The following is a 22,351-nucleotide window of genomic DNA, read 5'->3' on the forward strand; positions in this document are numbered from 1 at the left end:
AGCTTGCCTCAATATTGAATGTGCCGCCGTCATCGCGAGCAAGCTCGCTCCCACAAGGGGTTGGGTGTGCGGGAGGTGCGCAAACAAAAAACGGAGCGTATGAACGCTCCGTTTCTGTGACAGCCCCGGCGATTACTTGCCGACCTGTTTTTCCTTGATTTCCGCCAGGGTCTTGCAGTCGACGCACATGTCTGCGGTTGGACGTGCTTCCAGTCGCTTGACGCCGATCTCGACGCCGCAGGACTCGCACCAGCCGTATTCTTCGTCTTCGATCAGTTGCAGCGTCTTGTCGATTTTCTTGATCAGCTTGCGTTCCCGGTCACGGGCGCGCAGTTCGAGGGCGAACTCTTCTTCCTGGCTGGCACGGTCGGCCGGGTCGGGGAAGTTGGCAGCGTCGTCCTTCATATGGTCCACGGTGCGGTCGACTTCCAGCATCAAGTCCTGTTTCCACTTGTTCAGGATCTTGGTGAAGTGAGCCCGCATGGGGGCGCCCATGTACTCTTCGCCCTCTTTGGGGATATACGGCTCAAACCCGCTGAGCGACTGATTTTGATTCTGCTTTGCTTGGGTGGGCATGAATGGACCGCCTCTACTCTTGTAATCCACTACGCAGGATTGCTCCATCACCGACACCTGCCGGCCCTGCGGCTGCAAGCGGGCGAACTTACCAGATCAAATCGGGCCGCGCTACTCCCGGTTGTCGAGCCTGCGGCGGCCGGGGCCTGTAAAACGTGGCCGGGTTCGCTTCGGTGGGGGTGTAATCCTGCTCAATGCTTGATTCTAGTCAAGCCTGGGCCAATCGCCGGAGCCATTTCCAGCGATCTACGCTAGGACCATCGGGTATTCGCGCTCGTTCCCGCACCGCTGCCCGAGTTGGGTAGAATCGGTTCTTTTTTCGTGAAGGATGGCCCCAATGGCCCAGCCCTACAGCGCACGCAGCCGTGCCATCGAACCCTTCCATGTCATGGCGCTGCTGGCACGCGCCAACGAATTGCAGGCTGCCGGGCACGACGTCATCCATCTGGAGATCGGCGAGCCGGACTTCACCACCGCCGAGCCGATCATCCAGGCCGGTCAGGCCGCCCTGGCGGCTGGCAAGACCCGTTACACCGCAGCCCGCGGCATTCCCGAGCTGCGCGAGGCCATCGCCGGCTTTTATGCGCAGCGCCACGGCGTTGACATCGATCCGCGGCGGATCCTGGTCACGCCGGGTGGGTCGGGTGCCTTGTTGCTGACCAGTGCCCTGCTCGTCGACCCGGGCAAGCATTGGTTGCTGGCCGATCCTGGCTACCCTTGCAACCGCCATTTCCTGCGTCTGATCGAAGGTGCGGCGCAATTGGTGCCAGTAGGGCCGGACGTGCGTTACCAACTGACCCCGGACCTGGTGGATCGCCATTGGGATCACGATAGCGTGGGGGCATTGGTGGCATCGCCAGCCAACCCGACCGGGACGATTCTCTCTCGGGACGAGTTGGCGGGGTTGTCCGGGGCAATCAAGGGCCACAATGGCCACCTGGTCGTCGATGAGATCTATCACGGCCTGACTTATGGCACCGACGCCGCAAGTGTGCTGGAAGTCGACGACGATGCTTTTGTTCTCAACAGTTTTTCCAAGTATTTCGGCATGACCGGTTGGCGGCTCGGTTGGCTGGTGGCCCCTTCGGCGGCGGTCAGTGAGCTGGAGAAACTTGCGCAGAATCTTTACATCAGTGCGCCGAGCATGGCCCAGTACGCGGCCCTGGCCTGTTTCGAACCCGCGACCATCGAGATTTTCGAGCAGCGTCGTGCCGAGTTCGCGCGGCGTCGCGACTTCCTGCTGCCGGCGTTGCGTGAGTTGGGATTCGGCATCGCGGTGGAGCCCGAAGGTGCGTTCTATCTTTACGCCGATATCAACGCGTTCGGCGGCGATGCCTTTGCGTTCTGCCAGCATTTCCTGGAAACCGAACACGTGGCGTTCACGCCGGGGCTGGATTTCGGTCGGCACCAGGCCGGTCATCATGTGCGTTTCGCCTACACCCAAAGCCTTCCTCGGCTACAGGAAGCGGTGACGCGAATCGAACGTGGACTGCGGAGCTGGCAAGGCTGATGCGTTTTTCTCCTGCACTGGAAGAAGGTCGACTGATTCGACGTTACAAGCGTTTTCTCGCCGATATCGAGACCGTTCATGGCGAACTGCTCACCATCCACTGCCCGAACACCGGTTCGATGCTCAATTGCATGGCCGAGGGCGCGCGTGTCTGGTTCAGCCGCTCCAGCGACCCCAAGCGCAAGCTGCCGGGGACCTGGGAAATAGGCGAAACCCCTCAGGGCCGGTTGGCCTGCATCAATACCGCACGAGCCAACCCCCTGATCGAAGAGGCGCTGCGCGCGGGTGTCATCAAGGAACTGAACGGATTTATCGGGCTGAAGCGCGAAGTCGCCTACGGCGTGGAGAACAGCCGTATCGATTTTCGACTCGACTATGCCGACCAGACCTCGGCCTGGGTCGAGGTCAAAAGTGTCACGCTGGGTTTCGATGCAACAAATGTGGCGGCATTTCCCGATGCTGTGACGCTGCGAGGCGCCAAACATCTGCGGGAACTGGCTTGTCTGGCCCGCGACGGCGTACGCGCGGTGCAGCTGTATTGCGTAAACCTGAGTGGCATCGACGCGGTGCGCCCGGCGCAGGAAATCGACCCGGTCTACGCGGCGGCGTTGCGTGAGGCGGTGGCCGCCGGGGTAGAGGTGTTGGCCTACGGGGTCACCCTGACGCCGGAGCAGATATGGGTGGACCGCCCGCTGCCGGTATTGCTTGAACCGCTACAGGTCGACCCAGATGCCCTGGTCGTCCTCCCGGCTGTCTAGCGCGGCCAGGAACTGCCCGGCGCAAGGGCCGGCGACGCATTCACCGCTTTCGATCAGGAATAATGCGCCATGGGTTGCGCACTGGATCAGGCTGGCGCTGGGGTCGAGGAACTGGTCGGGTTGCCATTCCAGCGGCACGCCGCGATGCGGGCAGCGGTTGAGATAGACGTAGGCCTGGCCTGCACGCCGCACGGCCAGGACCTTGCGCCCTTCGATGTCGAAGCCGCGACTGTTGTTGTCCGGTAACTCAGCGGCGGCGCAAAGGTATTTCATGTGGGGCTCGACATGTCTGTGAATCCTCCTGTGGGATTAATGTGGCATAGGTTCCGCGCTTGACGGTCAAATGAAAACAATTATCAAATGGCGCCTCCTTCACAGGTAACCGAGGATACGTCGCCAGGCTCGGCCCTGTGAAAAATTTCTCTGAGGAAGCTGTCCGATGCGCTTGAATTTCCACGTTGCTGCGCTCTGTGTCGTCCTTTTGGCCAGCCAGGGAGCGCTGGCGGCCGATCTGCCGCAACGGTGGGTGAGCGCTGGGGGTGCCTTGTCGGAGTGGGTCAGTGCGCTCGGCGGTGAGTCGAAGCTGGTGGGCGTGGACACCACCAGCCAGCATCCCGAGTCGTTGCGAGCGCTGCCCAGTGTCGGTTATCAGCGACAGCTGTCGGCGGAGGGCGTGCTGAGCTTGCGGCCGCAAATTCTGGTGGGCACCGAAGAAATGGGACCGCCGCCGGTGCTCGCGCAAATTCGTGCGGCCGGGGTGCCGGTCGAGTTGTTCTCGGCAGCGCCGAGCCTGGAGGCGCTTCAGACCAATCTTCGCCACCTGGGGCAGCTCTTGGGGGCCGAGACCAAGGCTGCGCAGTTGTTCGATGACTATCAACAACGGCTTTCCCAGCACGCCGTCCGCGTAAACGCAGCCCGGCTCAAGCAGAAGGCGCCTGGTGTATTGCTGCTGGTGGGCAATGCTGGCGGCAAATCGCTGATCGCCGGTAAAGGCACCGCCGCCGACTGGTTGCTGGAGCAGGCCGGTGGTCACAACCTGGCGACCCACAGCGGCTACAAACCGTTTTCCGTGGAAACCCTCGCCAGCTTGAATCCTGAAGTGCTGGTCTTTGCCGATCGAGCCTTGACCGGCGAAGAAGCGCGCGCCGCGCTGTTCAAGGAAAATCCGATCTTGTCCTCGACCCGGGCCGCCAAGAGTGGGCGGGTCATGGAACTGGACCCGACGCTGCTGGTGGGCGGATTGGGTCCGCGCTTGCCGCAAAGCCTGGTGAAGCTCACCAACGGTTTCTATCCGGTCAAGACCCCATGACGGCGCTGGTCAAGCCACGCACTTTATTCATTGGGCTCGGCCTGCTATGCCTACTGGCGATCTGGTTGTCCCTGGCCTTGGGGCCGGTGAGCTTGCCGCTGCTCGATACCCTGCGCGCCGCCATGCGCCTGTCGGGCTTGCCGGTGGCTGCCGATGGCCTGAAACAGGCCGAACTGATCCTTGGCCAGATCCGCCTGCCGCGCACCTTGCTGGGGCTGGCGGTGGGCGGGGTATTGGCGTTATCCGGCGTGGCGATGCAGGGGCTGTTTCGCAACCCGCTGGCGGACCCGGGGCTGGTCGGGGTTTCCAGTGGTGCGGCGCTGGGGGCGGCGTTTGCCATCGTCGGCGGTTCGATGCTGGGCGGGCTGCCCGAAGCGCTGGGACCTTATCTCTTGTCACTGTGTGCGTTCCTCGGCGGGCTCGGGGTCACGGCGCTGGTCTATCGCCTCGGCCGGCGCAACGGTCAGACTCACGTCGCGACCATGCTCCTGGCCGGGATCGCCCTGACCGCGCTGTCCGGCTCGGCGGTCGGCTTGTTCACTTACCTGGCGGATGACGCGACCCTGCGCACCCTGACGTTCTGGAACCTGGGCAGCCTGAACGGCGCCACCTACGCGCGCTTGTGGCCCCTGCTGCTGGTCAGCGTCGGCGTGGCGATCTGGTTGCCGCGTCGGGCCCGTGCGCTCAACGCCTTGTTGCTCGGCGAGTCTGAGGCCGCGCACCTGGGCATTGACGTCGAACGGCTCAAGCGTGAGCTGGTGTTCTGCACGGCGCTGGGCGTTGGGGCCGCGGTGGCGGCTGCGGGCATGATCGGTTTTGTCGGGCTGGTGGTGCCGCATCTGGTAAGGCTGATGGCGGGCCCCGACCATCGCGTCCTGCTACCGGCTTCAATCCTGGCCGGGGCGAGCCTGCTGCTGTTTGCCGATCTGGTGGCGCGCCTCGCGCTGGCCCCGGCGGAATTGCCCATCGGCATTGTCACGGCATTCATCGGCGCACCGTTCTTCCTGTATCTGTTGCTGCGGGGGCGTGCCTGATGCTGCGAGCGCATGACCTGCATATTCTCCGGGGACGCAAAACCGTACTGGCGGATATCGACTTTCAGCTCAATCCCGGCGAAGTGCTCGGTGTGCTCGGCCCTAACGGTGCGGGCAAAAGTACGCTGCTGGCAGGCTTGTGTGGCGAGTTGCGTCCGGCCCGGGGCCAGGTCTGGCTCGACGACAGGCCCCTCGCCCAGTGGGGCGGCGCCGAGCGCGCCCGTCGTCTGGCGGTGTTGCCACAATCATCGACCCTGGATTTTGCATTCCGCGTGGAAGAGGTGGTCGGCATGGGGCGCCTGCCCCACCAGAGCGGCCAATTGCGGGACGCGCAGATCGTTGAGTCGGCATTACAGACCGCGGATGCCACGCACCTGTATGGCCGCAACTACCTGACCTTGTCCGGTGGCGAAAGCCAGCGGGTGCACCTGGCGCGGGTGCTGGCGCAACTGTGGCCGGGCGAGGTGGGGCAGACGCTGTTGTTGGACGAGCCGACTTCAATGCTCGATCCCTTGCACCAGCACACCATCCTGCAAGCGGTGCGTGAGTTCGCCGGTCGCGGTGCCGCCGTGCTGGTGATCCTGCATGACCTGAACCTGGCGGCGCGTTACTGTGACCGCCTGTTGTTGCTCGCGTCCGGCCGGCCGGTGGCTCTGGACACGCCCCGGCAAGTGCTGCGCCCGGAGCCGCTCAAAGCGGTATTCGGCCTGGAAGTGCTGGTGCAGTCCCATCCGGAGCGCGGGCATCCGTTGATCATCGCCCGCTGAGGCAATCTGGAGGATGCAGCTGTGCGCCTGTTTCTGATCCTGGCTTTGAGTGTGTTGACGGCTTGCCAAAGTATCGCGCCGCCTCCGGTCAACGGACGGATCCTTGACTTGCAAAGTGGCCAGGCCCTCTCGTCGCATGCCTTGGTCGCGCGCTTGGCGCAAGCTCCGCGTGTCGTGGTCGGAGAGCAGCACGACAACCGCGACCATCATATGTTGCAACGCTGGTTGCTCCAGGCCTTGGCCGAACAGCGAGCCCAAGGCAGCTTGCTCTTGGAGATGCTGACGCCCCAGCAGCAGCCGAAGGTCGACGCGGTCCGCCAGTTGCCGGCCTTGCCCAAGGATTTGCCCGGCGCGCTGGACTGGTCGCCGGGTTGGGATTGGAACCTGTACGGACCCGTGGTGGAGTTCGCCTTGCCTCAGCCTTATCCGGTGCTGGCAGCTAATCTCGACCGCACGGAGATCCAGCGCATTTATCATCAAATGCCCTCGGTGGAGGGCGAGCGCTCCAATTCGTCTCAGGTGAAGGAAAAGCTGCTGGGACAGATCCGCGAGTCCCACTGCGGCCTGCTGCCGGAATCGCAGATGCCGGCGATGCTGGCGGTCCAGCAGCAGCGAGACCGGCGAATGGCGGAGCAGTTGCTCAAGGCGCCGACGCCTGCATTGTTGTTTGCCGGTGCCTGGCATGGGCGAAAGGACGTCGGCGTGCCGCTGCATGTGCGGGACCTGGCCTCCAACGAAGCGCCGGTTGTGCTGATGCTGGCCGAGGAGGGGAGCGACGTTACGTCGGCTATGGCTGATTATGTGTGGTACACCCCGGCCACCCCGCCTCAGGATTACTGCGCGCAGATGCGTGGACAACACGGCAAGTGATATTCCGGGCAAAAAAAGACCCGGCAAAAGCCGGGTCAAATAACCGTGATTAGCCTGATGAGGAGATATCTGAGAGTCCGAACCAAGGGCTTTTCAAATATCGACCAGTCTCGCGACTGGATGTGGTAATCATAGCGATTCTCATTTCCAAGTCAAACAAAGTTTTTCGATTCGCCAAAAATAATGGGGCGGCGCGATGTGCGCGGCAAAAAACCGGGCGTCAGGCTTTGTGGCGAGCCGAAATGGCATCCAGCTGTTTATTGAGGGCTTCCTTGCGTTCAGCGGGAATATCGTTCCAATGCATGTCCATCAATGCGCCTTCGATGGCATACAGCAATACCTTTGAGGCCCGGAACCCGCGAGTGCGAACGGCGCGGTAGGCGTCCACCGCGCCGAGGCGGCGTAGATCCGAGGCGCTGTGGATGCCCACGGCATGCAGCCACTGGGCTGACGTCTTGCCCAGATTCTTCAGGTGTTGCAGTTCATCATTCATCGAGCCTCCTTGCGACGGCCGACTGGTGCAGTGGGCAAGCTTCTCAGGAGTGTAGCGGTCAGTAGGAAAAGCGTGATTGTTTGGTCGGAATCGACGCAAAACCTTCTAATGCATTACGCACGATAGAGTGCAGAACGACAAATACGGCACATCGTCCAGCGCAGGCGGGGGCGCTGGAGGTCTGTTCGATGCCGGGCCTCGGTTGCTTCAGGCTTAGCGGGTGCGGTAGCGCAGGCGTGTACCGAAATTCATCGACATCAGGATCTCATCGGCCGACAGCTCGGGCGGAAAGTAGGCACCGGAAATCTGCGCGTGGGCGAGGCTCGCCCCTTCCAGCGACGAGTTGCGAAAATCGACGCCGCGCAAATCGGCGGAACGGAAGTAGGCATCGGTGAAATCGACGTTGTCCGCGTTCAGTTCCCGCAGGTCAAGACCACGGAAATCGCCGCCGCGCATGTCGATCGGCCCTTGAGGCCGTTCGCTGTTGAAGCCGGCAATATCGTCGTTGCGCAACAAGGCATAAAGCGGGGTGTCGAGAAGCTTGGGGTGGCTCATTTCATATCACCTGCTGGTTTTATGACGCCAGTATAGTGCCACTATTTGATGGCCGTGAAGCCGGGCGTCGCTTCACGGCCGAAATAATTCCTACAGGCCTGGCAGGCGTTGGCGGATCTGCGCGACCACAACATCCAGCGTGCCGCTTTCGTTGGTCTGAACCCGTTTGCTGCAAAGGATTTCCGCCGGGGTCAACGCTTCGCGGCCGGCCTGTTGGGCGGCGATGACGGCCAGGTTCGCGTCGGACGGGTCCTTCTGGTCCGCCTGGCGCTGTGCGAGCCGGCTTTCGATCACCGCCTGCGGCGCGTCGCAGTCGAGGATCAGGAACGGCGCGCCCGTGCCTTCGGCGATCCTGGCGGCGGCGTCACGCTGCTCACGCTTGAGGTAGGTGGCGTCGATAACCACCGGGAAACCTGCGTGCAGGATCACATCGGCAATTTCATGCAGACGGGTGTAGGTGGTGCTGCTGGCGTCGCTGCTATAAATGCCGGCCTGGGGATCGTTCGATACTTGCTGCTCGCCGAACAGGCGCTTGCGCTCCACGTCCGAGCGCAGGCGAATCGCGCCCAGCGCCTCTACCAGGCGCATGGCGACGTGACTTTTGCCAACGGCGGAAACACCGTGGGTAATCGCCAGGAAGCGCGACGGGATGGTGCTGTAGCTTTCGGCCAGGTTGGCGTAGTTGCGGTACTGGCGCAGAGTCGTCGCGCGCTGCACCGGATCGGCTTCGGCGGGCATGCTGAACAGCGCGACCTTGGCGCGGACCAGGGCGCGGTAGGCCTTGTAGAAATTCAACAGCTCCAGGCCCTGGTAATCGCCCGTCAGCTCCAGGTACTGGCTGACGAACCGCCGCGCCAGTGACTTGAGGCCGCGGTCTTCAAGGTCCATCGCCAGGAACGCGGTGTCGGCGTAGACGTCGGTGAAACGGAACGGCTCGTTGAACTCGATGCAGTCGAAAATCACTACCTGGCCATCGATCACGGTGGCGTTACCCAGGTGGATGTCGCCGTGGCATTCGCGGGTGAAGCCTTCGGTCTTGCGCTGGGCCAGCAGCGGCTTGAGGCGTTCGAAGCTGCTTTCGGCCCAGGCTTGCAGGGCTTCGAGTTGCAGCAGGTCGGCCTTGTCGCTGAGGAACGGACGAATCTGTTCGAAGTTCTGCCGCACCGGCGCCATGACGCTGTCCGGCGTGCCAGCCGCGTTGTCGGCTGGCACCTTGGGGGTCGAAAGATGGAACTGGGCGATCTGCGCGGCCAGTTCATCAATGTGCGCGGTGGTCAGTTCGCCGTTGGCCTGGAGCGTGCTGAGCAGTTGGCTCTGGGGAAATTGGCGCATCTTCAGGGCGTATTCGATGGCCGGTCCATCACCGCCGAGGCCTGGCGCTTCGGCGCTGCCGGTAATCGACAGGACTTCCAGGTAGAGGTCTTGCGTCAGGCGCTGGTTCAGGCGCAGTTCTTCGGCGCAAAAATGCTTGCGCGCCTCGAGGCTGGTGAAGTCGAGGAAGCCGAAATTGACCGGCTTCTTGAATTTGTAGGCGTAGGGCCCGGTGAGCAACACCCAGGAAATATGGGTTTCGATGACCTGGAACCCTTCGACGGGATGCGGATAAAGGGCCGGGTTTTGCAGGGCAGCGATCAGTGACTGGCTCACGGGCGATCCTTCAGAGACTGGAAAATTCAAGGCGGTCATTATGGCGGCAAGCGAGGCTAACGCAAACCTTGGCGGACGCATGTTGAACCACGCCAAAGTGCGTATAATCCGCCGCCATGACTCGTACCCGATCCCCCCGTACCCCCAAGAAACCTCCCGCCAGCCGCCTGCGGCCCTGGCTGGGCTGGGCCCTTAAACTGAGCCTGGTGGGCCTTGTCGTGCTCGCCGGTTTTGCCGTCTACCTCGATGCCGTGGTCCAGGAGAAATTCTCCGGCAAGCGCTGGACCATTCCGGCCAAGGTCTACGCGCGGCCGCTGGAGCTGTTCGTCGGACAAAAGCTCAGCAAGGAGGATTTCCTGACCGAGCTCGATGCCTTGGGTTATCGCCGCGAAAGTGTGGCCAATGGCCCGGGTGCAGCTTCGGTCAATGGCAACACCATCGACATCAACACTCGTGGCTTCCAGTTCTATGAAGGCCTGGAGCAGGCGCAGCCGGTGCGGGTGCGTTTCTCCGGTGACTATGTGGCCGCGCTGACCGGCGCCAACAATGCGAGCCTGTCGGTGGTGCGCCTCGAGCCGCTGCTGATTGGTGGGCTGTACCCGAAGAATCTCGAAGACCGGATCCTGATCAAGATCGACCAGGTGCCGCCGTTCCTGCTTGATACCCTGATCGCCGTCGAAGACCGTGATTTCTATCATCACTTCGGCGTCTCGCCCAAATCGATTGCCCGGGCCGTCTGGGTCAATACCTCGTCGGGACACATGCGCCAGGGCGGCAGTACGCTGACCCAGCAGTTGGTCAAGAACTTCTACCTGACCAACGAACGCAGCCTGACCCGCAAGCTCACCGAAGCGATGATGGCGTTGTTGCTGGAGCTGCATTACAGCAAGCAGGAAATTCTCGAGGCCTACCTCAACGAGGTCTTTGTCGGCCAGGACGGCCAGCGAGCGGTGCACGGTTTCGGCCTGGCCAGCCAGTTCTTCTTCAGCCAGCCGCTGTCCGAGCTCAAGTTGCATCAGGTGGCGTTGCTGGTCGGCATGGTCAAGGGGCCGTCTTCCTACAACCCGCGTCGCAATCCGGAGCGCGCCCTCGAGCGGCGCAACCTGGTGCTGGACTTGCTGCAGCAACAGGGCGTGGCCACGGCCGAGCAGGTAGAAGCGGCGAAAAAGATGCCGCTGGGCGTGACCAAGCGCGGCAGCCTGGCGGATAGCTCCTTCCCAGGCTTCATGGACCTGGTCAAGCGTCAGTTGCGTGAAGACTATCGTGACGAAGACTTGACCGAAGAAGGCTTGCGCATCTTCACCAGCTTCGATCCGATCCTGCAAATGAAGGCCGAGGCCTCGGTCAATGACACGTTCAAGCGCCTGGCGGGGCGCAAGGGCTCTGACGAAGTCGAAGCGGCCATGGTCGTGACCAACCCGGAAACCGGTGAAGTCCAGGCAATGATCGGTAGCCGTCAGGCCAGCTATGCCGGTTTCAACCGGGCGTTGGATGCGGTGCGCCCGATCGGCTCGCTGATCAAGCCGGCGGTGTACCTCACCGCCCTGGAAAAACCGAGCCAGTACACGCTGACCAGTTGGCTCTCCGACGAGTCATTCTCGGTCAAGGGCGCGGACGGCCAGGTCTGGACGCCGCAAAACTATGATCGGCGTCCCCACGGCACGGTATTCCTTTACCAGGGCCTGGCGCATTCCTACAACCTCTCAACGGCTCGCCTCGGGCTGGAAGTCGGCGTGCCGAATGTGCTCAAGACCTTGGCGCGCCTGGGGGTGAACCGCGAGTTCCCGGCGTTCCCGTCGATGCTGTTGGGCGCCGGTGGGCTCACCCCGATCGAAGTGGCGGCGATGTACCAGACCCTGGCCAACGGTGGTTTTAATACGCCGATGCGTGGCATCCGCAGTGTGCTGACCGCCGATGGCGAGCCGCTCAAGCGTTATCCGTTCCAGATCCAGCAGCGTTTCGATCCGGCTTCCATTTATCTGATCCAGAGCGCCATGCAGCGGGTGATGCGTGAAGGCACCGGCAGCTCGGTCTATAACGTGCTTCCGCGGACGCTGACCCTGGCGGGCAAGACCGGCACCAGTAACGATTCGCGCGACAGTTGGTTCGCCGGGTTCAGCCAGGACTTGCTGGCGGTGGTCTGGCTGGGGCGTGACGACAACGGCAAGACGCCGTTCACCGGCGCCACCGGCGCATTGCAGGTCTGGACCAGTTTCATGCGCAAGGCCGACCCGTTGCCGCTGGACATGCCGCAACCGGATAACATCGTCCAGGCCTGGGTCGATTCACGCACCGGGCAGGGCTCCGACGCGAATTGCCCGGGCGCGGTTCAGATGCCGTATATTCGCGGCAGCGAACCGCCGCCCGGTGCGGCGTGTGGCGGCCAGAACCCAGCCGAATCGGTGATGGATTGGGTCAAGGACTGGGTGAATTAAGCAAAGAGGGTTCCAAGTGAACAAGTGGTTGATTCCAGCGGTAACCGCCGTGGCTTTGCTCAGCGGCTGCTCTACCGTACAGCGCGGTTCGATTCCGGTTGTCGACTCCGGCACCGCCGTTTCCAACAGCGAGCGCGTCTCGGCCAATGGCGGTTTCCGTCAGACGACCGTAAAACGTCCGGTGCAGGGGGCTCAGACCCAGGCGATTCCCCAGGGTGATACGGGCGTCGTGGTAATGGTGCCCGGTGGTGGCGCTACCACGTCGGCACCTATCAGCAGCACGCCGATCACACCGGGGCCGATCACGCCGGGTCCTATCGAGACCTCGCCGATCGACCAGGGCAGCTACAGCATGCCATCGACGCCGAGCAGCATTCCGTCGGCGAGCTCCGGTGGCTTGTCCGCCGATGAGCAACTGGATGGTCCGGTGTTGGCGCTGCTGACTACGGCCCAACAGCAGCAGGCCGGTGGTGACCTCAACGGCGCGTCCTCCAGCCTCGAGCGCGCCCAGCGTGTCGCACCGCGCGAGCCGCAGGTTCTTTATCGACTGGCCCAGGTACGCATGGCCCAGGGCGATGCGCCGCAAGCCGAGCAACTGGCGCGCCGCGGCCTGACATTCTCCAGCGGTCGGCCGGCACTCCAGGCAAGCCTGTGGGAACTGATTGCCCAGGCCCGCGAGAAACAGGGCGATTCCGCTGGCGCCGCGCTGGCCCGTCAGAAAGCCAAGGTTTCACTCTGATGGATGTGCGTTTTGCCCAGATCGCCGATCAGTTGCTGTTGATCGAGCGCGAACTGCGCGTCCAGGGTTGGTGGAGCAGTGTTTCGCCTTCGGCCGAGGCGCTGGCGAGTGTCGAGCCGTTCGCGGTCGATACCCTGGATTTCGAGCAGTGGCTGCAATGGATCTTCCTGCCGCGGATGAAGGCGATCCTGGAAAACGACCTGCCACTGCCCAACGCCTCGGGCATCCTGGCCATGGCCGAAATGGTCTATGCCCAGCGGCCAGGGCAGGGCGCCCAGTTGCAGCGGTTGCTGGCGCAGTTCGACCAGTTGATCAGCGGCGCCAGCTGACTGCCTTCACTGGCAGTGTTCTTCGATCTGCTTGCGGGTCTCATCGATGCGCTGGCGCCGCTCTTCATCCGTTAGCCGGCGCATTTCGCCTTCCACGTCTTCCCTGACCCTGGGGTTGTTCTGCAGTTGCGCCAGGTTGGTCCTGGCCTGCTCGCAAAACGCCTTGAGTTGGGCTTCCTGCTCGGCAACCTGCTGCTTTACCTGTTGGTCGATGGCTTTCTGATCGCCGACGACACCGCCGGTAACAGGTGCTGCCGGCTTGGGCGCGGGCGGTGCGGATTTGCCCACGGTTGTCGCCTCTACGCCTTGCGGCGGCTGGGCGCCGAAGTGGGTCACGCCCTGGGCGTCGACCCATTTGTAAATCTGGCCGGCCATGCTCATCGGGCTCAGGCCCGCCAGCAGGCAGGCCGTCAATAACATCATTCGCATGCTGTTTCCTTGTCCTGGGTTGCGCAATTGAAGCTAACAGAGTAGCCGTTTAAAGGTTTTTTCTTGCGTTCTCATGTGCTTACTTCAATAAAGCACATTGACGACTTGACTTGCAGAGGGCGAAACAGAAGAATCCAAAGTCCGCTGTAGAGGGACTGCCAGAAGCAGACCCACTCGGCAGATCATGAGGCGCACATCCGCGCCGACCTGTTACACCCGCAACGCGTTACCTCGCGCTGGGTGGGAAAAGCCCGCAACACTTGGGACGATCCCAATACTTGCTCAGTCAGTGCTGACGTAGTCGGCGACCACCGTCGCTCATGCTCTGCCGAGAAGTAAACCTATTAAGACCCGTCCCCTTTTCGTGGGTCGGTATTCTGGCGTTTTAGAGGTGAACAACGTGGAGCTTTTATCTGGCGGTGAGATGCTCGTCCGCTTCTTGCGTGACGAAGGCGTCAAATATATCTACGGGTACCCCGGCGGTGCTCTTCTTCATGTCTATGATGCCCTGTTCAAAGAACCGGAAGTGACCCACATCCTGGTTCGCCACGAACAAGCGGCCACCCACATGGCCGACGGCTATGCCCGCGCCACCGGCAAGGCCGGTGTGGTTCTGGTGACATCCGGCCCTGGCGCCACGAACGCCATCACCGGTATCGCCACGGCCTACATGGACTCGATCCCGATGGTGATCATCTCTGGCCAGGTGCCCAGCACCATGGTCGGTACCGATGCGTTCCAGGAAACCGACATGATCGGTATCTCCCGGCCGATCGTGAAGCACAGCTTCATGATCAAGCACGCGTCGGAAATCCCGGAGGTCATGAAAAAAGCCTTTTACCTGGCTGAGTCCGGTCGTCCAGGCCCGGTCGTGGTCGACGTGCCGAAAGACATGACCAACCCGGCCGAGAAATTCGAGTACATCTATCCGAAAAAAGCCAAGCTGCGCTCCTACAGCCCGGCCGTACGCGGTCACTCGGGACAAATCCGCAAGGCCGCCGAAATGCTGCTCGCGGCCAAGCGCCCGGTCCTGTACTCGGGGGGAGGGGTCATCCTCGGCGGTGGCTCCGCGCCGCTGACCGAATTGGCCAAGATGCTCAATCTGCCGGTTACCAATACATTGATGGGGCTTGGCGCCTACCCGGGCACCGACCGCCAGTTCATCGGCATGCTCGGCATGCACGGCAGCTACACCGCCAACCTGGCGATGCACCATGCCGATGTTATCCTGGCCGTGGGCGCGCGCTTCGACGACCGGGTCATCAACGGCCCGGCGAAATTCTGCCCGAACGCCAAGATCATCCACATCGACATCGACCCTGCGTCCATCTCCAAGACCATCAAGGCAGACGTGCCGATTGTCGGTCCGGTCGAGAGCGTGCTGACCGAGATGGTCGCCATCCTCAAGGAAATCGGCGAGGCTCCGAACAAGGAGTCCGTGGCCGCCTGGTGGAAACAGGTCGATGAATGGCGCGGTGATCGTGGCCTGTTCCCGTACGACAAGGGCGATGGCAGCGTGATCAAGCCGCAGACCGTCATCGAGACCCTGTGCGAAGTGACCAAGGGCGATGCCTTCGTGACTTCCGACGTGGGCCAGCACCAGATGTTCGCGGCGCAGTACTACCGGTTCAACAAGCCTAACCGCTGGATCAACTCCGGTGGCCTGGGCACCATGGGCTTCGGCTTCCCGGCGGCCATGGGCGTCAAGTTGAGCTTCCCGGACAACGACGTCGCCTGCGTCACCGGCGAAGGCAGTATCCAGATGAACATCCAGGAACTGTCAACCTGCCTGCAGTACGGTTTGCCGGTGAAGATCGTCAACCTGAACAACGGTGTACTGGGCATGGTTCGCCAGTGGCAGGACATGAGCTACGGCAGCCGTCACTCGCATTCCTACATGGAGTCGTTGCCGGACTTCGTCAAGCTGGTCGAGGCCTACGGTCACGTGGGCATCCGCATCACCGACCTGAAGGACTTGAAGTCCGGGCTTGAAGAAGCCTTCGCCATGAAGGACCGCCTGGTGTTCCTCGATATCCAGGTCGATACCAGCGAGCACGTCTACCCGATGCAGATCAAAGACGGTTCCATGCGCGATATGTGGCTGAGCAAGACGGAGCGTACCTAATCATGCGACATATTATTTCCTTGCTTCTGGAAAACGAACCGGGTGCTCTGTCTCGTGTAGTGGGCCTGTTCTCGCAGCGCAACTACAACATCGAAAGCCTGACCGTGGCGCCAACCGAGGACCCGACCCTGTCGCGTCTGACGCTGACCACCGTGGGCCACGATGAAGTCATCGAGCAGATCACCAAGAACCTGAACAAGCTGATCGAGGTGGTCAAGCTGGTGGACCTGTCGGAGAGCGCTCACATCGAACGCGAACTGATGCTGGTCAAGGTCAAGGCCACCGGCGCCCAGCGCGCCGAGATCAAACGCACTACCGATATTTATCGTGGGCAGATCGTCGATGTCAGCGCCAGCGTCTATACCGTTCAGTTGACCGGTACCAGCGACAAGCTCGACAGCTTCATCCAATCGATCGGCACTGCCTCGATCCTGGAAACCGTACGCAGTGGCGTCACCGGGATTGCCCGTGGCGACAAAGTACTGAGCATCTAAACCAAATTAGCGAATGGCCGGAACGGCCGGATATAGGGGAAATTCATGAAAGTTTTCTACGATAAAGATTGCGACCTGTCGATCATCCAGGGCAAGAAAGTCGCCATCATCGGCTACGGCTCCCAAGGTCACGCCCAGGCGTGCAACCTGAAGGATTCCGGCGTTGACGTAACCGTCGGCCTGCGCAAAGGCTCGGCTACCGTCGCCAAGGCCGAGGCCCACGGCTTGAAAGTCACCGACGTGGCTTCCGCCGTTGCCGCTGCCGACCTGGTCATGATCCTGACCCCGGACGAGTTCCAGTCTGCCCTGTACAAGAACGAAATCGAGCCGAACATCAAGAAAGGCGCCACTCTGGCCTTCTCCCATGGCTTCGCGATCCATTACAACCAGGTTGTGCCGCGCGCCGACCTCGACGTGATCATGATCGCGCCGAAGGCCCCGGGCCACACCGTACGTTCCGAGTTCGTCAAGGGCGGCGGTATCCCTGACCTGATCGCGATCTACCAGGATGCGTCCGGCAATGCCAAGAACGTTGCGCTGTCCTACGCCGCCGGCGTGGGTGGCGGTCGTACCGGCATCATCGAAACCACCTTCAAGGACGAGACCGAAACCGACCTGTTCGGTGAGCAAGCCGTTCTGTGCGGCGGTACCGTCGAGCTGGTCAAGGCCGGTTTCGAGACCCTGGTTGAAGCTGGCTATGCGCCGGAAATGGCCTACTTCGAATGCCTGCACGAACTGAAACTGATCGTTGACCTCATGTACGAAGGCGGTATCGCCAACATGAACTACTCGATCTCCAACAACGCCGAGTACGGCGAGTACGTGACCGGTCCGGAAGTCATCAACGCCGAATCCCGCCAGGCCATGCGCAACGCCCTGAAACGTATTCAGGACGGTGAGTACGCCAAGATGTTCATCAGCGAAGGTGCCACCGGCTATCCTTCGATGACCGCCAAGCGCCGCAACAACGCCGCTCACGGTATCGAAATCATCGGCGAGCAACTGCGCTCCATGATGCCGTGGATCGGTGCCAACAAGATCGTCGACAAAGCCAAGAACTGAGTCGCGACTTGATCGAAAAACGCGGCCCTGGCCGCGTTTTTTCGTTTGGGCATTGGCTTCTGGTATAAAGCTGCATCGTTTGCGGCCGAACCGTCGTCCCAGACGCCTGTCGAATTTTTTCACACCGTTGCAAGGTACTGTCCATGAGCGAACGTCCCGACGAGCCGAACCAGGCTCCTGACGCCGAAAGCCTGTTGCCCATCGATGAACACGTCGAAGAGGGCCATGACGCTGAAGGCCGTAAGGTCCGGCATCGTGGCATCTATCTGCTGCCGAACCTGTTCACCACCGCGAACCTGTTTGCCGGCTTCTATTCCATCATCAGCTCCATGAGCGCCCAGGCGGCACTCAGTGCCGGTGACAGTGCCGGGGCAAGCCGCTATTTCGCCCTGGCTGCCATTGCCATATTCGTCGCCATGGTGCTCGATGGCCTTGACGGGCGCGTGGCCCGCATGACCAATACCCAGAGTGCATTCGGCGCCGAATACGACTCACTGTCCGACATGGTCGCGTTCGGTGTTGCCCCCGCGTTACTGGCGTTCGGCTGGGCGCTGGGCGACATGGGCAAGGTCGGCTGGATGGTGGCTTTCATTTATGTGGCCGGTGCCGCGTTGCGCCTGGCACGTTTTAATACCCAGGTCGGCACCGCCGACAAACGCTACTTCATCGGTCTCGCGAGTCCGGCAGCCGCGGGCGTGGTGGCCGGCGTGGTCTGGGCATTCAGCGACTACGGCATCCAGGGTTCGAAAATGTCGTTTCTGGTGGCATTGCTGGTTGCGGCGGCCGGGATGCTGATGGTCAGCAACATCAAATACAACAGCTTCAAGGAACTGGATCTGAAAGGTCGCGTGCCGTTCGTCGCGATCCTGGCTGTGGTGCTGGTGTTCGCCGTGGTCTTCAGCGATCCGCCGCGTATCCTGCTGCTGGTATTTCTCGCCTACGCTGCGTCGGGTCCGGTGCAATATTTGTTGCGTCTTCGCCGACGCTAAACGTTGCCTTAATCTAATTTCCCCCATACTCCGCAGTCTATTGGTGCATCTGCCCTCCAACACTGCGGAGTCGTCATGCTGATCAAGATCCCCAAATCGTCCGACAGCCGTGAATCGGACGTCACGCCTGAATCCTTCTATCTATCCCGTCGCAAGTTGCTAGGGGCATCCGTGGCTGGCCTCGCCGTGGGTAGCTTGCCTCGATGGGCCGGCGCTGCGGATGTGGCGCGTTATCCCAATGTCGAGCCAGGCAAGGCGCCGGCCTGGTTGGCCGAGAAGGTTGCAGCTACCCAATGGGGCGCGGTGACGGCTGGAAATGAGTCGATCACTCCATTCAAGGACGCCACCCACTACAACAACTTCTATGAGTTCGGAACCGACAAGGGTGATCCGGCGGCCAATGCTGGGTCTTTGAAAACCGAGCCCTGGAGCGTAGTCGTGGAGGGTGAGGTGGGTAAGCCGGGCCGCTATGGGCTGGAAGATTTCATGAAGCCTTATCAGCTGGAGGAGCGGATCTATCGATTGCGCTGTGTCGAGGCCTGGTCGATGGTCATTCCGTGGATCGGCTTTCCCATCTCTGCGCTACTCAAGCAGGTCGAGCCGACCTCCAAGGCCAAGTACATTCGTTTCGAGACGCTGCAGGATCCCAAGACCATGCCGGGCCAGCGTTCAGGCTTTGCCCTGATCGACTGGCCGTATGTAGAGGGTTTGCGACTGGATGAGGCAATGAACCCGCTGGCAATCCTCGCGGTTGGGATGTACGGGCGGGAGTTGCCGAACCAGAACGGCGCGCCGTTGCGGTTGGTGGTGCCATGGAAGTATGGCTTCAAGAGCGTGAAATCCATCGTGCGGATCAGCCTGGTCAGCGAGCAGCCCAAGACAACCTGGCAAAGCATCGCGGCTGATGAGTACGGCTTTTATGCCAACGTCAATCCCACGGTTGATCATCCGCGCTGGACCCAGGCGCGGGAGCGTCGTTTGCCGAGCGGGCTGCTCAGCCCCAACGTTCGCGATACGTTGATGTTCAACGGCTATCAGGATGAAGTGGCTTCTTTATATGCGGGGATGGACCTGAGGAAGGATTATTGATGCGTTTTCTGGCGTGGCGGATCGGCGTATTCATTGCGGCGGCGATCTGGCCGATGCTTTGGCTTTACGAGGCATTGGCGAATTACTTGGGGCCGGATCCAGGCAAGGTCCTGGTGGATCGGTTGGGGCTGGGAACGCTCATCCTGTTGCTGGTTACCTTGTGCATGACGCCGCTGCAGAAACTGACGGGGTGGGCGGGGTGGATAGCCGTCCGGCGTCAGTTGGGTTTGTGGTGCTTTACTTATGTCGTACTGCATTTGAGCGGGTATCTGGCGTTCATCCTGGGGTTCGATTGGTCGCAACTGGGTGTGGAGCTGGGCAAGCGGCCTTACATCATCGTCGGAGCGCTCGGTTTTCTCGGATTGCTGGCGCTGGCAGTGACGTCCAACCGGTACAGCCAGCGGCGACTGGGCGGGCGCTGGAAGAAACTGCATCGCCTGGTCTATCCGATATTGGGGCTTGGGTTGCTGCATATGTTGTGGATCGTGCGGGCGGATCTGAAGGAGTGGGCGATATATGCCTCTATAGGTGCGGTACTTTTGGTACTCAGGGTGCCGGCGGTGATGCGGCGTATCCCGCGTCTGATGGGGCGAAAGGAGTCTTCTGCAACAAAAACGTAATTAATGGTTGACGGCAAATTCTGGATGTCTATAATTCGCCCCACTTCCGGCGCAGTCGAAACGGAAAACTCCTTGAGTTTCAATGAGTTAAGTAGGTTTCGAAAGTGTGCGGCTTCAGGTCATCGAAGCGCGGAAGGAGTGGGCAGGCCGGTTTGATGGGCGCTGTCGACGGTTCGATCCTCTCGGTCGAAAGCGGTAAAAAAGAGGTGTTGACAGCAGCGGCTAACGCTGTAGAATTCGCCTCCCGCTAACGAGAGATCGGAAGCGCAAGTGGTTGAAGTTGTTAAGGATTTCCAAGCGAAACTTTAAAAACTTCTTAAAATAACCGCTTGACAGATACACGGGGCGCTGTAGAATGCGCGCCTCGGTTGAGACGAAAGGCTCAACCCACCGCTCTTTAACAACTGAATCAAGCAATTCGTGTGGGTGCTTGTGGAGTCAGACTGCTAGTCAACAGATTATCAGCATCACAAGTTACTCCGCGAGAAATCAAAGATGTAACCAACGATTGCTGAGCCAAGTTTAGGGTTTTCTCAAAACCCAAAGATGTTTGAACTGAAGAGTTTGATCATGGCTCAGATTGAACGCTGGCGGCAGGCCTAACACATGCAAGTCGAGCGGCAGCACGGGTACTTGTACCTGGTGGCGAGCGGCGGACGGGTGAGTAATGCCTAGGAATCTGCCTGGTAGTGGGGGATAACGCTCGGAAACGGACGCTAATACCGCATACGTCCTACGGGAGAAAGCAGGGGACCTTCGGGCCTTGCGCTATCAGATGAGCCTAGGTCGGATTAGCTAGTTGGTGAGGTAATGGCTCACCAAGGCGACGATCCGTAACTGGTCTGAGAGGATGATCAGTCACACTGGAACTGAGACACGGTCCAGACTCCTACGGGAGGCAGCAGTGGGGAATATTGGACAATGGGCGAAAGCCTGATCCAGCCATGCCGCGTGTGTGAAGAAGGTCTTCGGATTGTAAAGCACTTTAAGTTGGGAGGAAGGGCAGTTACCTAATACGTAATTGTTTTGACGTTACCGACAGAATAAGCACCGGCTAACTCTGTGCCAGCAGCCGCGGTAATACAGAGGGTGCAAGCGTTAATCGGAATTACTGGGCGTAAAGCGCGCGTAGGTGGTTCGTTAAGTTGGATGTGAAATCCCCGGGCTCAACCTGGGAACTGCATTCAAAACTGTCGAGCTAGAGTATGGTAGAGGGTGGTGGAATTTCCTGTGTAGCGGTGAAATGCGTAGATATAGGAAGGAACACCAGTGGCGAAGGCGACCACCTGGACTGATACTGACACTGAGGTGCGAAAGCGTGGGGAGCAAACAGGATTAGATACCCTGGTAGTCCACGCCGTAAACGATGTCAACTAGCCGTTGGGAGCCTTGAGCTCTTAGTGGCGCAGCTAACGCATTAAGTTGACCGCCTGGGGAGTACGGCCGCAAGGTTAAAACTCAAATGAATTGACGGGGGCCCGCACAAGCGGTGGAGCATGTGGTTTAATTCGAAGCAACGCGAAGAACCTTACCAGGCCTTGACATCCAATGAACTTTCCAGAGATGGATTGGTGCCTTCGGGAACATTGAGACAGGTGCTGCATGGCTGTCGTCAGCTCGTGTCGTGAGATGTTGGGTTAAGTCCCGTAACGAGCGCAACCCTTGTCCTTAGTTACCAGCACGTTATGGTGGGCACTCTAAGGAGACTGCCGGTGACAAACCGGAGGAAGGTGGGGATGACGTCAAGTCATCATGGCCCTTACGGCCTGGGCTACACACGTGCTACAATGGTCGGTACAGAGGGTTGCCAAGCCGCGAGGTGGAGCTAATCCCACAAAACCGATCGTAGTCCGGATCGCAGTCTGCAACTCGACTGCGTGAAGTCGGAATCGCTAGTAATCGCGAATCAGAATGTCGCGGTGAATACGTTCCCGGGCCTTGTACACACCGCCCGTCACACCATGGGAGTGGGTTGCACCAGAAGTAGCTAGTCTAACCTTCGGGAGGACGGTTACCACGGTGTGATTCATGACTGGGGTGAAGTCGTAACAAGGTAGCCGTAGGGGAACCTGCGGCTGGATCACCTCCTTAATCGACGACCGCAGCGGCTTCATGAGCTCCCACACGAATTGCTTGATTCATTGAAGAAGACGATAAAGCAGCTTTAAGCTCCAAGCTGATAGCTCACAGCTAACAGTTACAAGCTCGAAATTGGGTCTGTAGCTCAGTTGGTTAGAGCGCACCCCTGATAAGGGTGAGGTCGGCAGTTCGAATCTGCCCAGACCCACCAATTTTGTAATGGGGCCATAGCTCAGCTGGGAGAGCGCCTGCCTTGCACGCAGGAGGTCAGCGGTTCGATCCCGCTTGGCTCCACCATAAACTGCTTCTGAAAGCTTAGAAATGAGCGTTCCATCCGTTGGATGATGAATGTTGATTTCTAGTCTTTTGATTAGATCGTTCTTTAAAAATTTGGGTATGTGATAGAAAGATAGACTGAACGTTACTTTCACTGGTAACGGCT

General features: G+C 60.4%; 21 protein-coding genes, 2 tRNA genes and 1 rRNA gene. 18 read left to right on the top strand and 6 right to left on the bottom strand.

Translation table 11 applies throughout. From position 1 onward, the window contains the following. Positions 1–132 precede the first annotated feature (132 nt). Positions 133–576, bottom strand: coding sequence for an RNA polymerase-binding protein DksA (gene dksA / locus PSH78_RS04540; protein ID WP_305498779.1), 444 nt, complete (start codon positions 574–576; stop codon positions 133–135). 337 nt (positions 577–913) lie between these two features. Here dksA and PSH78_RS04545 point away from each other — a divergent pair, with 337 nt between their 5' ends. Beyond that, positions 914–2,086 (top strand): pyridoxal phosphate-dependent aminotransferase, encoded by a 1,173-nt coding sequence (locus tag PSH78_RS04545; RefSeq protein ID WP_305498780.1) that lies wholly within the window; start codon positions 914–916, stop codon positions 2,084–2,086. Further along, positions 2,086–2,844: a DNA/RNA nuclease SfsA gene (gene sfsA, locus PSH78_RS04550; protein WP_305498781.1), complete on the top strand. Its 759-nt coding sequence runs from the start codon at positions 2,086–2,088 to the stop codon at positions 2,842–2,844. Before PSH78_RS04545 ends, sfsA begins: the two co-directional genes overlap by 1 nt. On the opposite strand, the gene PSH78_RS04555 is transcribed toward sfsA, so the two are convergent. Continuing rightward, entirely contained in the window at positions 2,800–3,117 is a 318-nt protein-coding gene (locus tag PSH78_RS04555) for a Rieske (2Fe-2S) protein (RefSeq protein WP_305498782.1), read from the bottom strand. The two genes, sfsA and PSH78_RS04555, sit on opposite strands and share 45 nt — an antisense overlap. Positions 3,118–3,283: 166 nt before the next feature. Between PSH78_RS04555 and PSH78_RS04560 the strand changes: the two genes are divergently transcribed. Genes PSH78_RS04560 through PSH78_RS04575 form a run of 4 tightly spaced genes read left to right on the top strand, consistent with a single transcriptional unit; the run spans position 3,284 to position 6,824 of the window. Further along, entirely contained in the window at positions 3,284–4,153 is an 870-nt protein-coding gene (locus PSH78_RS04560) for a hemin ABC transporter substrate-binding protein (RefSeq protein ID WP_305498783.1), read from the top strand. Continuing rightward, the gene (locus tag PSH78_RS04565) at positions 4,150–5,187 is read left to right on the top strand and encodes an iron ABC transporter permease (protein WP_305498784.1); all 1,038 of its coding nucleotides are present in this window, start codon (positions 4,150–4,152) and stop codon (positions 5,185–5,187) included. Before PSH78_RS04560 ends, PSH78_RS04565 begins: the two co-directional genes overlap by 4 nt. Continuing rightward, positions 5,187–5,954: a heme ABC transporter ATP-binding protein gene (locus PSH78_RS04570; RefSeq protein ID WP_305498785.1), complete on the top strand. Its 768-nt coding sequence runs from the start codon at positions 5,187–5,189 to the stop codon at positions 5,952–5,954. Before PSH78_RS04565 ends, PSH78_RS04570 begins: the two co-directional genes overlap by 1 nt. A 21-nt stretch (positions 5,955–5,975) precedes the next feature. Beyond that, positions 5,976–6,824 (top strand): ChaN family lipoprotein, encoded by an 849-nt coding sequence (locus PSH78_RS04575; protein ID WP_305498786.1) that lies wholly within the window; start codon positions 5,976–5,978, stop codon positions 6,822–6,824. A gap of 220 nt (positions 6,825–7,044) precedes the next feature. On the opposite strand, the gene PSH78_RS04580 is transcribed toward PSH78_RS04575, so the two are convergent. The 3 genes from PSH78_RS04580 to PSH78_RS04590 form a co-directional block, all read right to left on the bottom strand. Then, the gene (locus PSH78_RS04580; RefSeq protein WP_039593847.1) at positions 7,045–7,317 is read right to left on the bottom strand and encodes a TfoX/Sxy family protein; all 273 of its coding nucleotides are present in this window, start codon (positions 7,315–7,317) and stop codon (positions 7,045–7,047) included. A 213-nt stretch (positions 7,318–7,530) separates the two neighbouring features. After that, positions 7,531–7,872, bottom strand: a complete 342-nt coding sequence (locus PSH78_RS04585; protein WP_305498787.1) for a pentapeptide repeat-containing protein — start codon at positions 7,870–7,872, stop codon at positions 7,531–7,533. Positions 7,873–7,962: 90 nt separating this feature from the next. Further along, positions 7,963–9,519 (bottom strand): bifunctional aminoglycoside phosphotransferase/ATP-binding protein, encoded by a 1,557-nt coding sequence (locus tag PSH78_RS04590; RefSeq protein ID WP_305498788.1) that lies wholly within the window; start codon positions 9,517–9,519, stop codon positions 7,963–7,965. 116 nt (positions 9,520–9,635) lie between these two features. Here PSH78_RS04590 and mrcB point away from each other — a divergent pair, with 116 nt between their 5' ends. The 3 genes from mrcB to PSH78_RS04605 are packed head-to-tail and all read left to right on the top strand — an operon-like array spanning position 9,636 to position 13,022. Beyond that, the gene (gene mrcB, locus PSH78_RS04595; protein WP_305498789.1) at positions 9,636–11,954 is read left to right on the top strand and encodes a penicillin-binding protein 1B; all 2,319 of its coding nucleotides are present in this window, start codon (positions 9,636–9,638) and stop codon (positions 11,952–11,954) included. A gap of 16 nt (positions 11,955–11,970) precedes the next feature. Next, positions 11,971–12,693 carry a M48 family metallopeptidase gene (locus tag PSH78_RS04600; protein WP_305498790.1) on the top strand — a complete coding sequence of 241 codons (723 nt, stop codon included), beginning with the start codon at positions 11,971–11,973 and terminating at the stop codon, positions 12,691–12,693. After that, positions 12,693–13,022, top strand: a complete 330-nt coding sequence (locus PSH78_RS04605) for a YqcC family protein (protein ID WP_305498791.1) — start codon at positions 12,693–12,695, stop codon at positions 13,020–13,022. The genes PSH78_RS04600 and PSH78_RS04605 overlap by 1 nt, the downstream gene beginning before the upstream one ends. Before the next feature lie 6 nt (positions 13,023–13,028). Here the strand turns inward: PSH78_RS04605 and PSH78_RS04610 are convergent, their stop codons facing one another. Next, positions 13,029–13,451: a DUF4124 domain-containing protein gene (locus PSH78_RS04610; protein WP_305498793.1), complete on the bottom strand. Its 423-nt coding sequence runs from the start codon at positions 13,449–13,451 to the stop codon at positions 13,029–13,031. A 400-nt stretch (positions 13,452–13,851) separates the two neighbouring features. Here PSH78_RS04610 and PSH78_RS04615 point away from each other — a divergent pair, with 400 nt between their 5' ends. The 9 genes from PSH78_RS04615 (at position 13,852) to PSH78_RS04655 (ending at position 22,206) form a co-directional block, all read left to right on the top strand. Further along, complete coding sequence (locus PSH78_RS04615; protein ID WP_305498794.1) at positions 13,852–15,576, top strand: acetolactate synthase 3 large subunit; 1,725 nt, start codon at positions 13,852–13,854, stop codon at positions 15,574–15,576. Positions 15,577–15,578: 2 nt separating this feature from the next. Further along, positions 15,579–16,070, top strand: a complete 492-nt coding sequence (gene ilvN, locus PSH78_RS04620) for an acetolactate synthase small subunit (RefSeq protein WP_003176102.1) — start codon at positions 15,579–15,581, stop codon at positions 16,068–16,070. 45 nt (positions 16,071–16,115) lie between these two features. After that, a complete protein-coding gene (gene ilvC / locus PSH78_RS04625; protein WP_003185459.1) occupies positions 16,116–17,132 on the top strand; it encodes a ketol-acid reductoisomerase in 1,017 nt (338 codons plus the stop codon). 143 nt (positions 17,133–17,275) lie between these two features. Beyond that, positions 17,276–18,121 carry a CDP-diacylglycerol--serine O-phosphatidyltransferase gene (pssA, locus tag PSH78_RS04630; RefSeq protein ID WP_305498795.1) on the top strand — a complete coding sequence of 282 codons (846 nt, stop codon included), beginning with the start codon at positions 17,276–17,278 and terminating at the stop codon, positions 18,119–18,121. A gap of 75 nt (positions 18,122–18,196) precedes the next feature. Further along, positions 18,197–19,210, top strand: a complete 1,014-nt coding sequence (msrP, locus tag PSH78_RS04635) for a protein-methionine-sulfoxide reductase catalytic subunit MsrP (protein ID WP_305498797.1) — start codon at positions 18,197–18,199, stop codon at positions 19,208–19,210. Beyond that, a complete protein-coding gene (gene msrQ, locus PSH78_RS04640) occupies positions 19,210–19,830 on the top strand; it encodes a protein-methionine-sulfoxide reductase heme-binding subunit MsrQ (RefSeq protein ID WP_305498798.1) in 621 nt (206 codons plus the stop codon). The genes msrP and msrQ overlap by 1 nt, the downstream gene beginning before the upstream one ends. A gap of 552 nt (positions 19,831–20,382) precedes the next feature. Then, a 16S ribosomal RNA gene (locus tag PSH78_RS04645) occupies positions 20,383–21,921 on the top strand. Between the two features lie 122 nt (positions 21,922–22,043). Further along, positions 22,044–22,120 (top strand) — tRNA-Ile (locus tag PSH78_RS04650). 10 nt (positions 22,121–22,130) lie between these two features. Continuing rightward, positions 22,131–22,206 (top strand) — tRNA-Ala (locus PSH78_RS04655). Positions 22,207–22,351: the final 145 nt, after the last annotated feature.

Source organism: Pseudomonas sp. FP198 (genome assembly GCF_030687895.1).
Taxonomy (GTDB): Bacteria; Pseudomonadota; Gammaproteobacteria; order Pseudomonadales; family Pseudomonadaceae; genus Aquipseudomonas.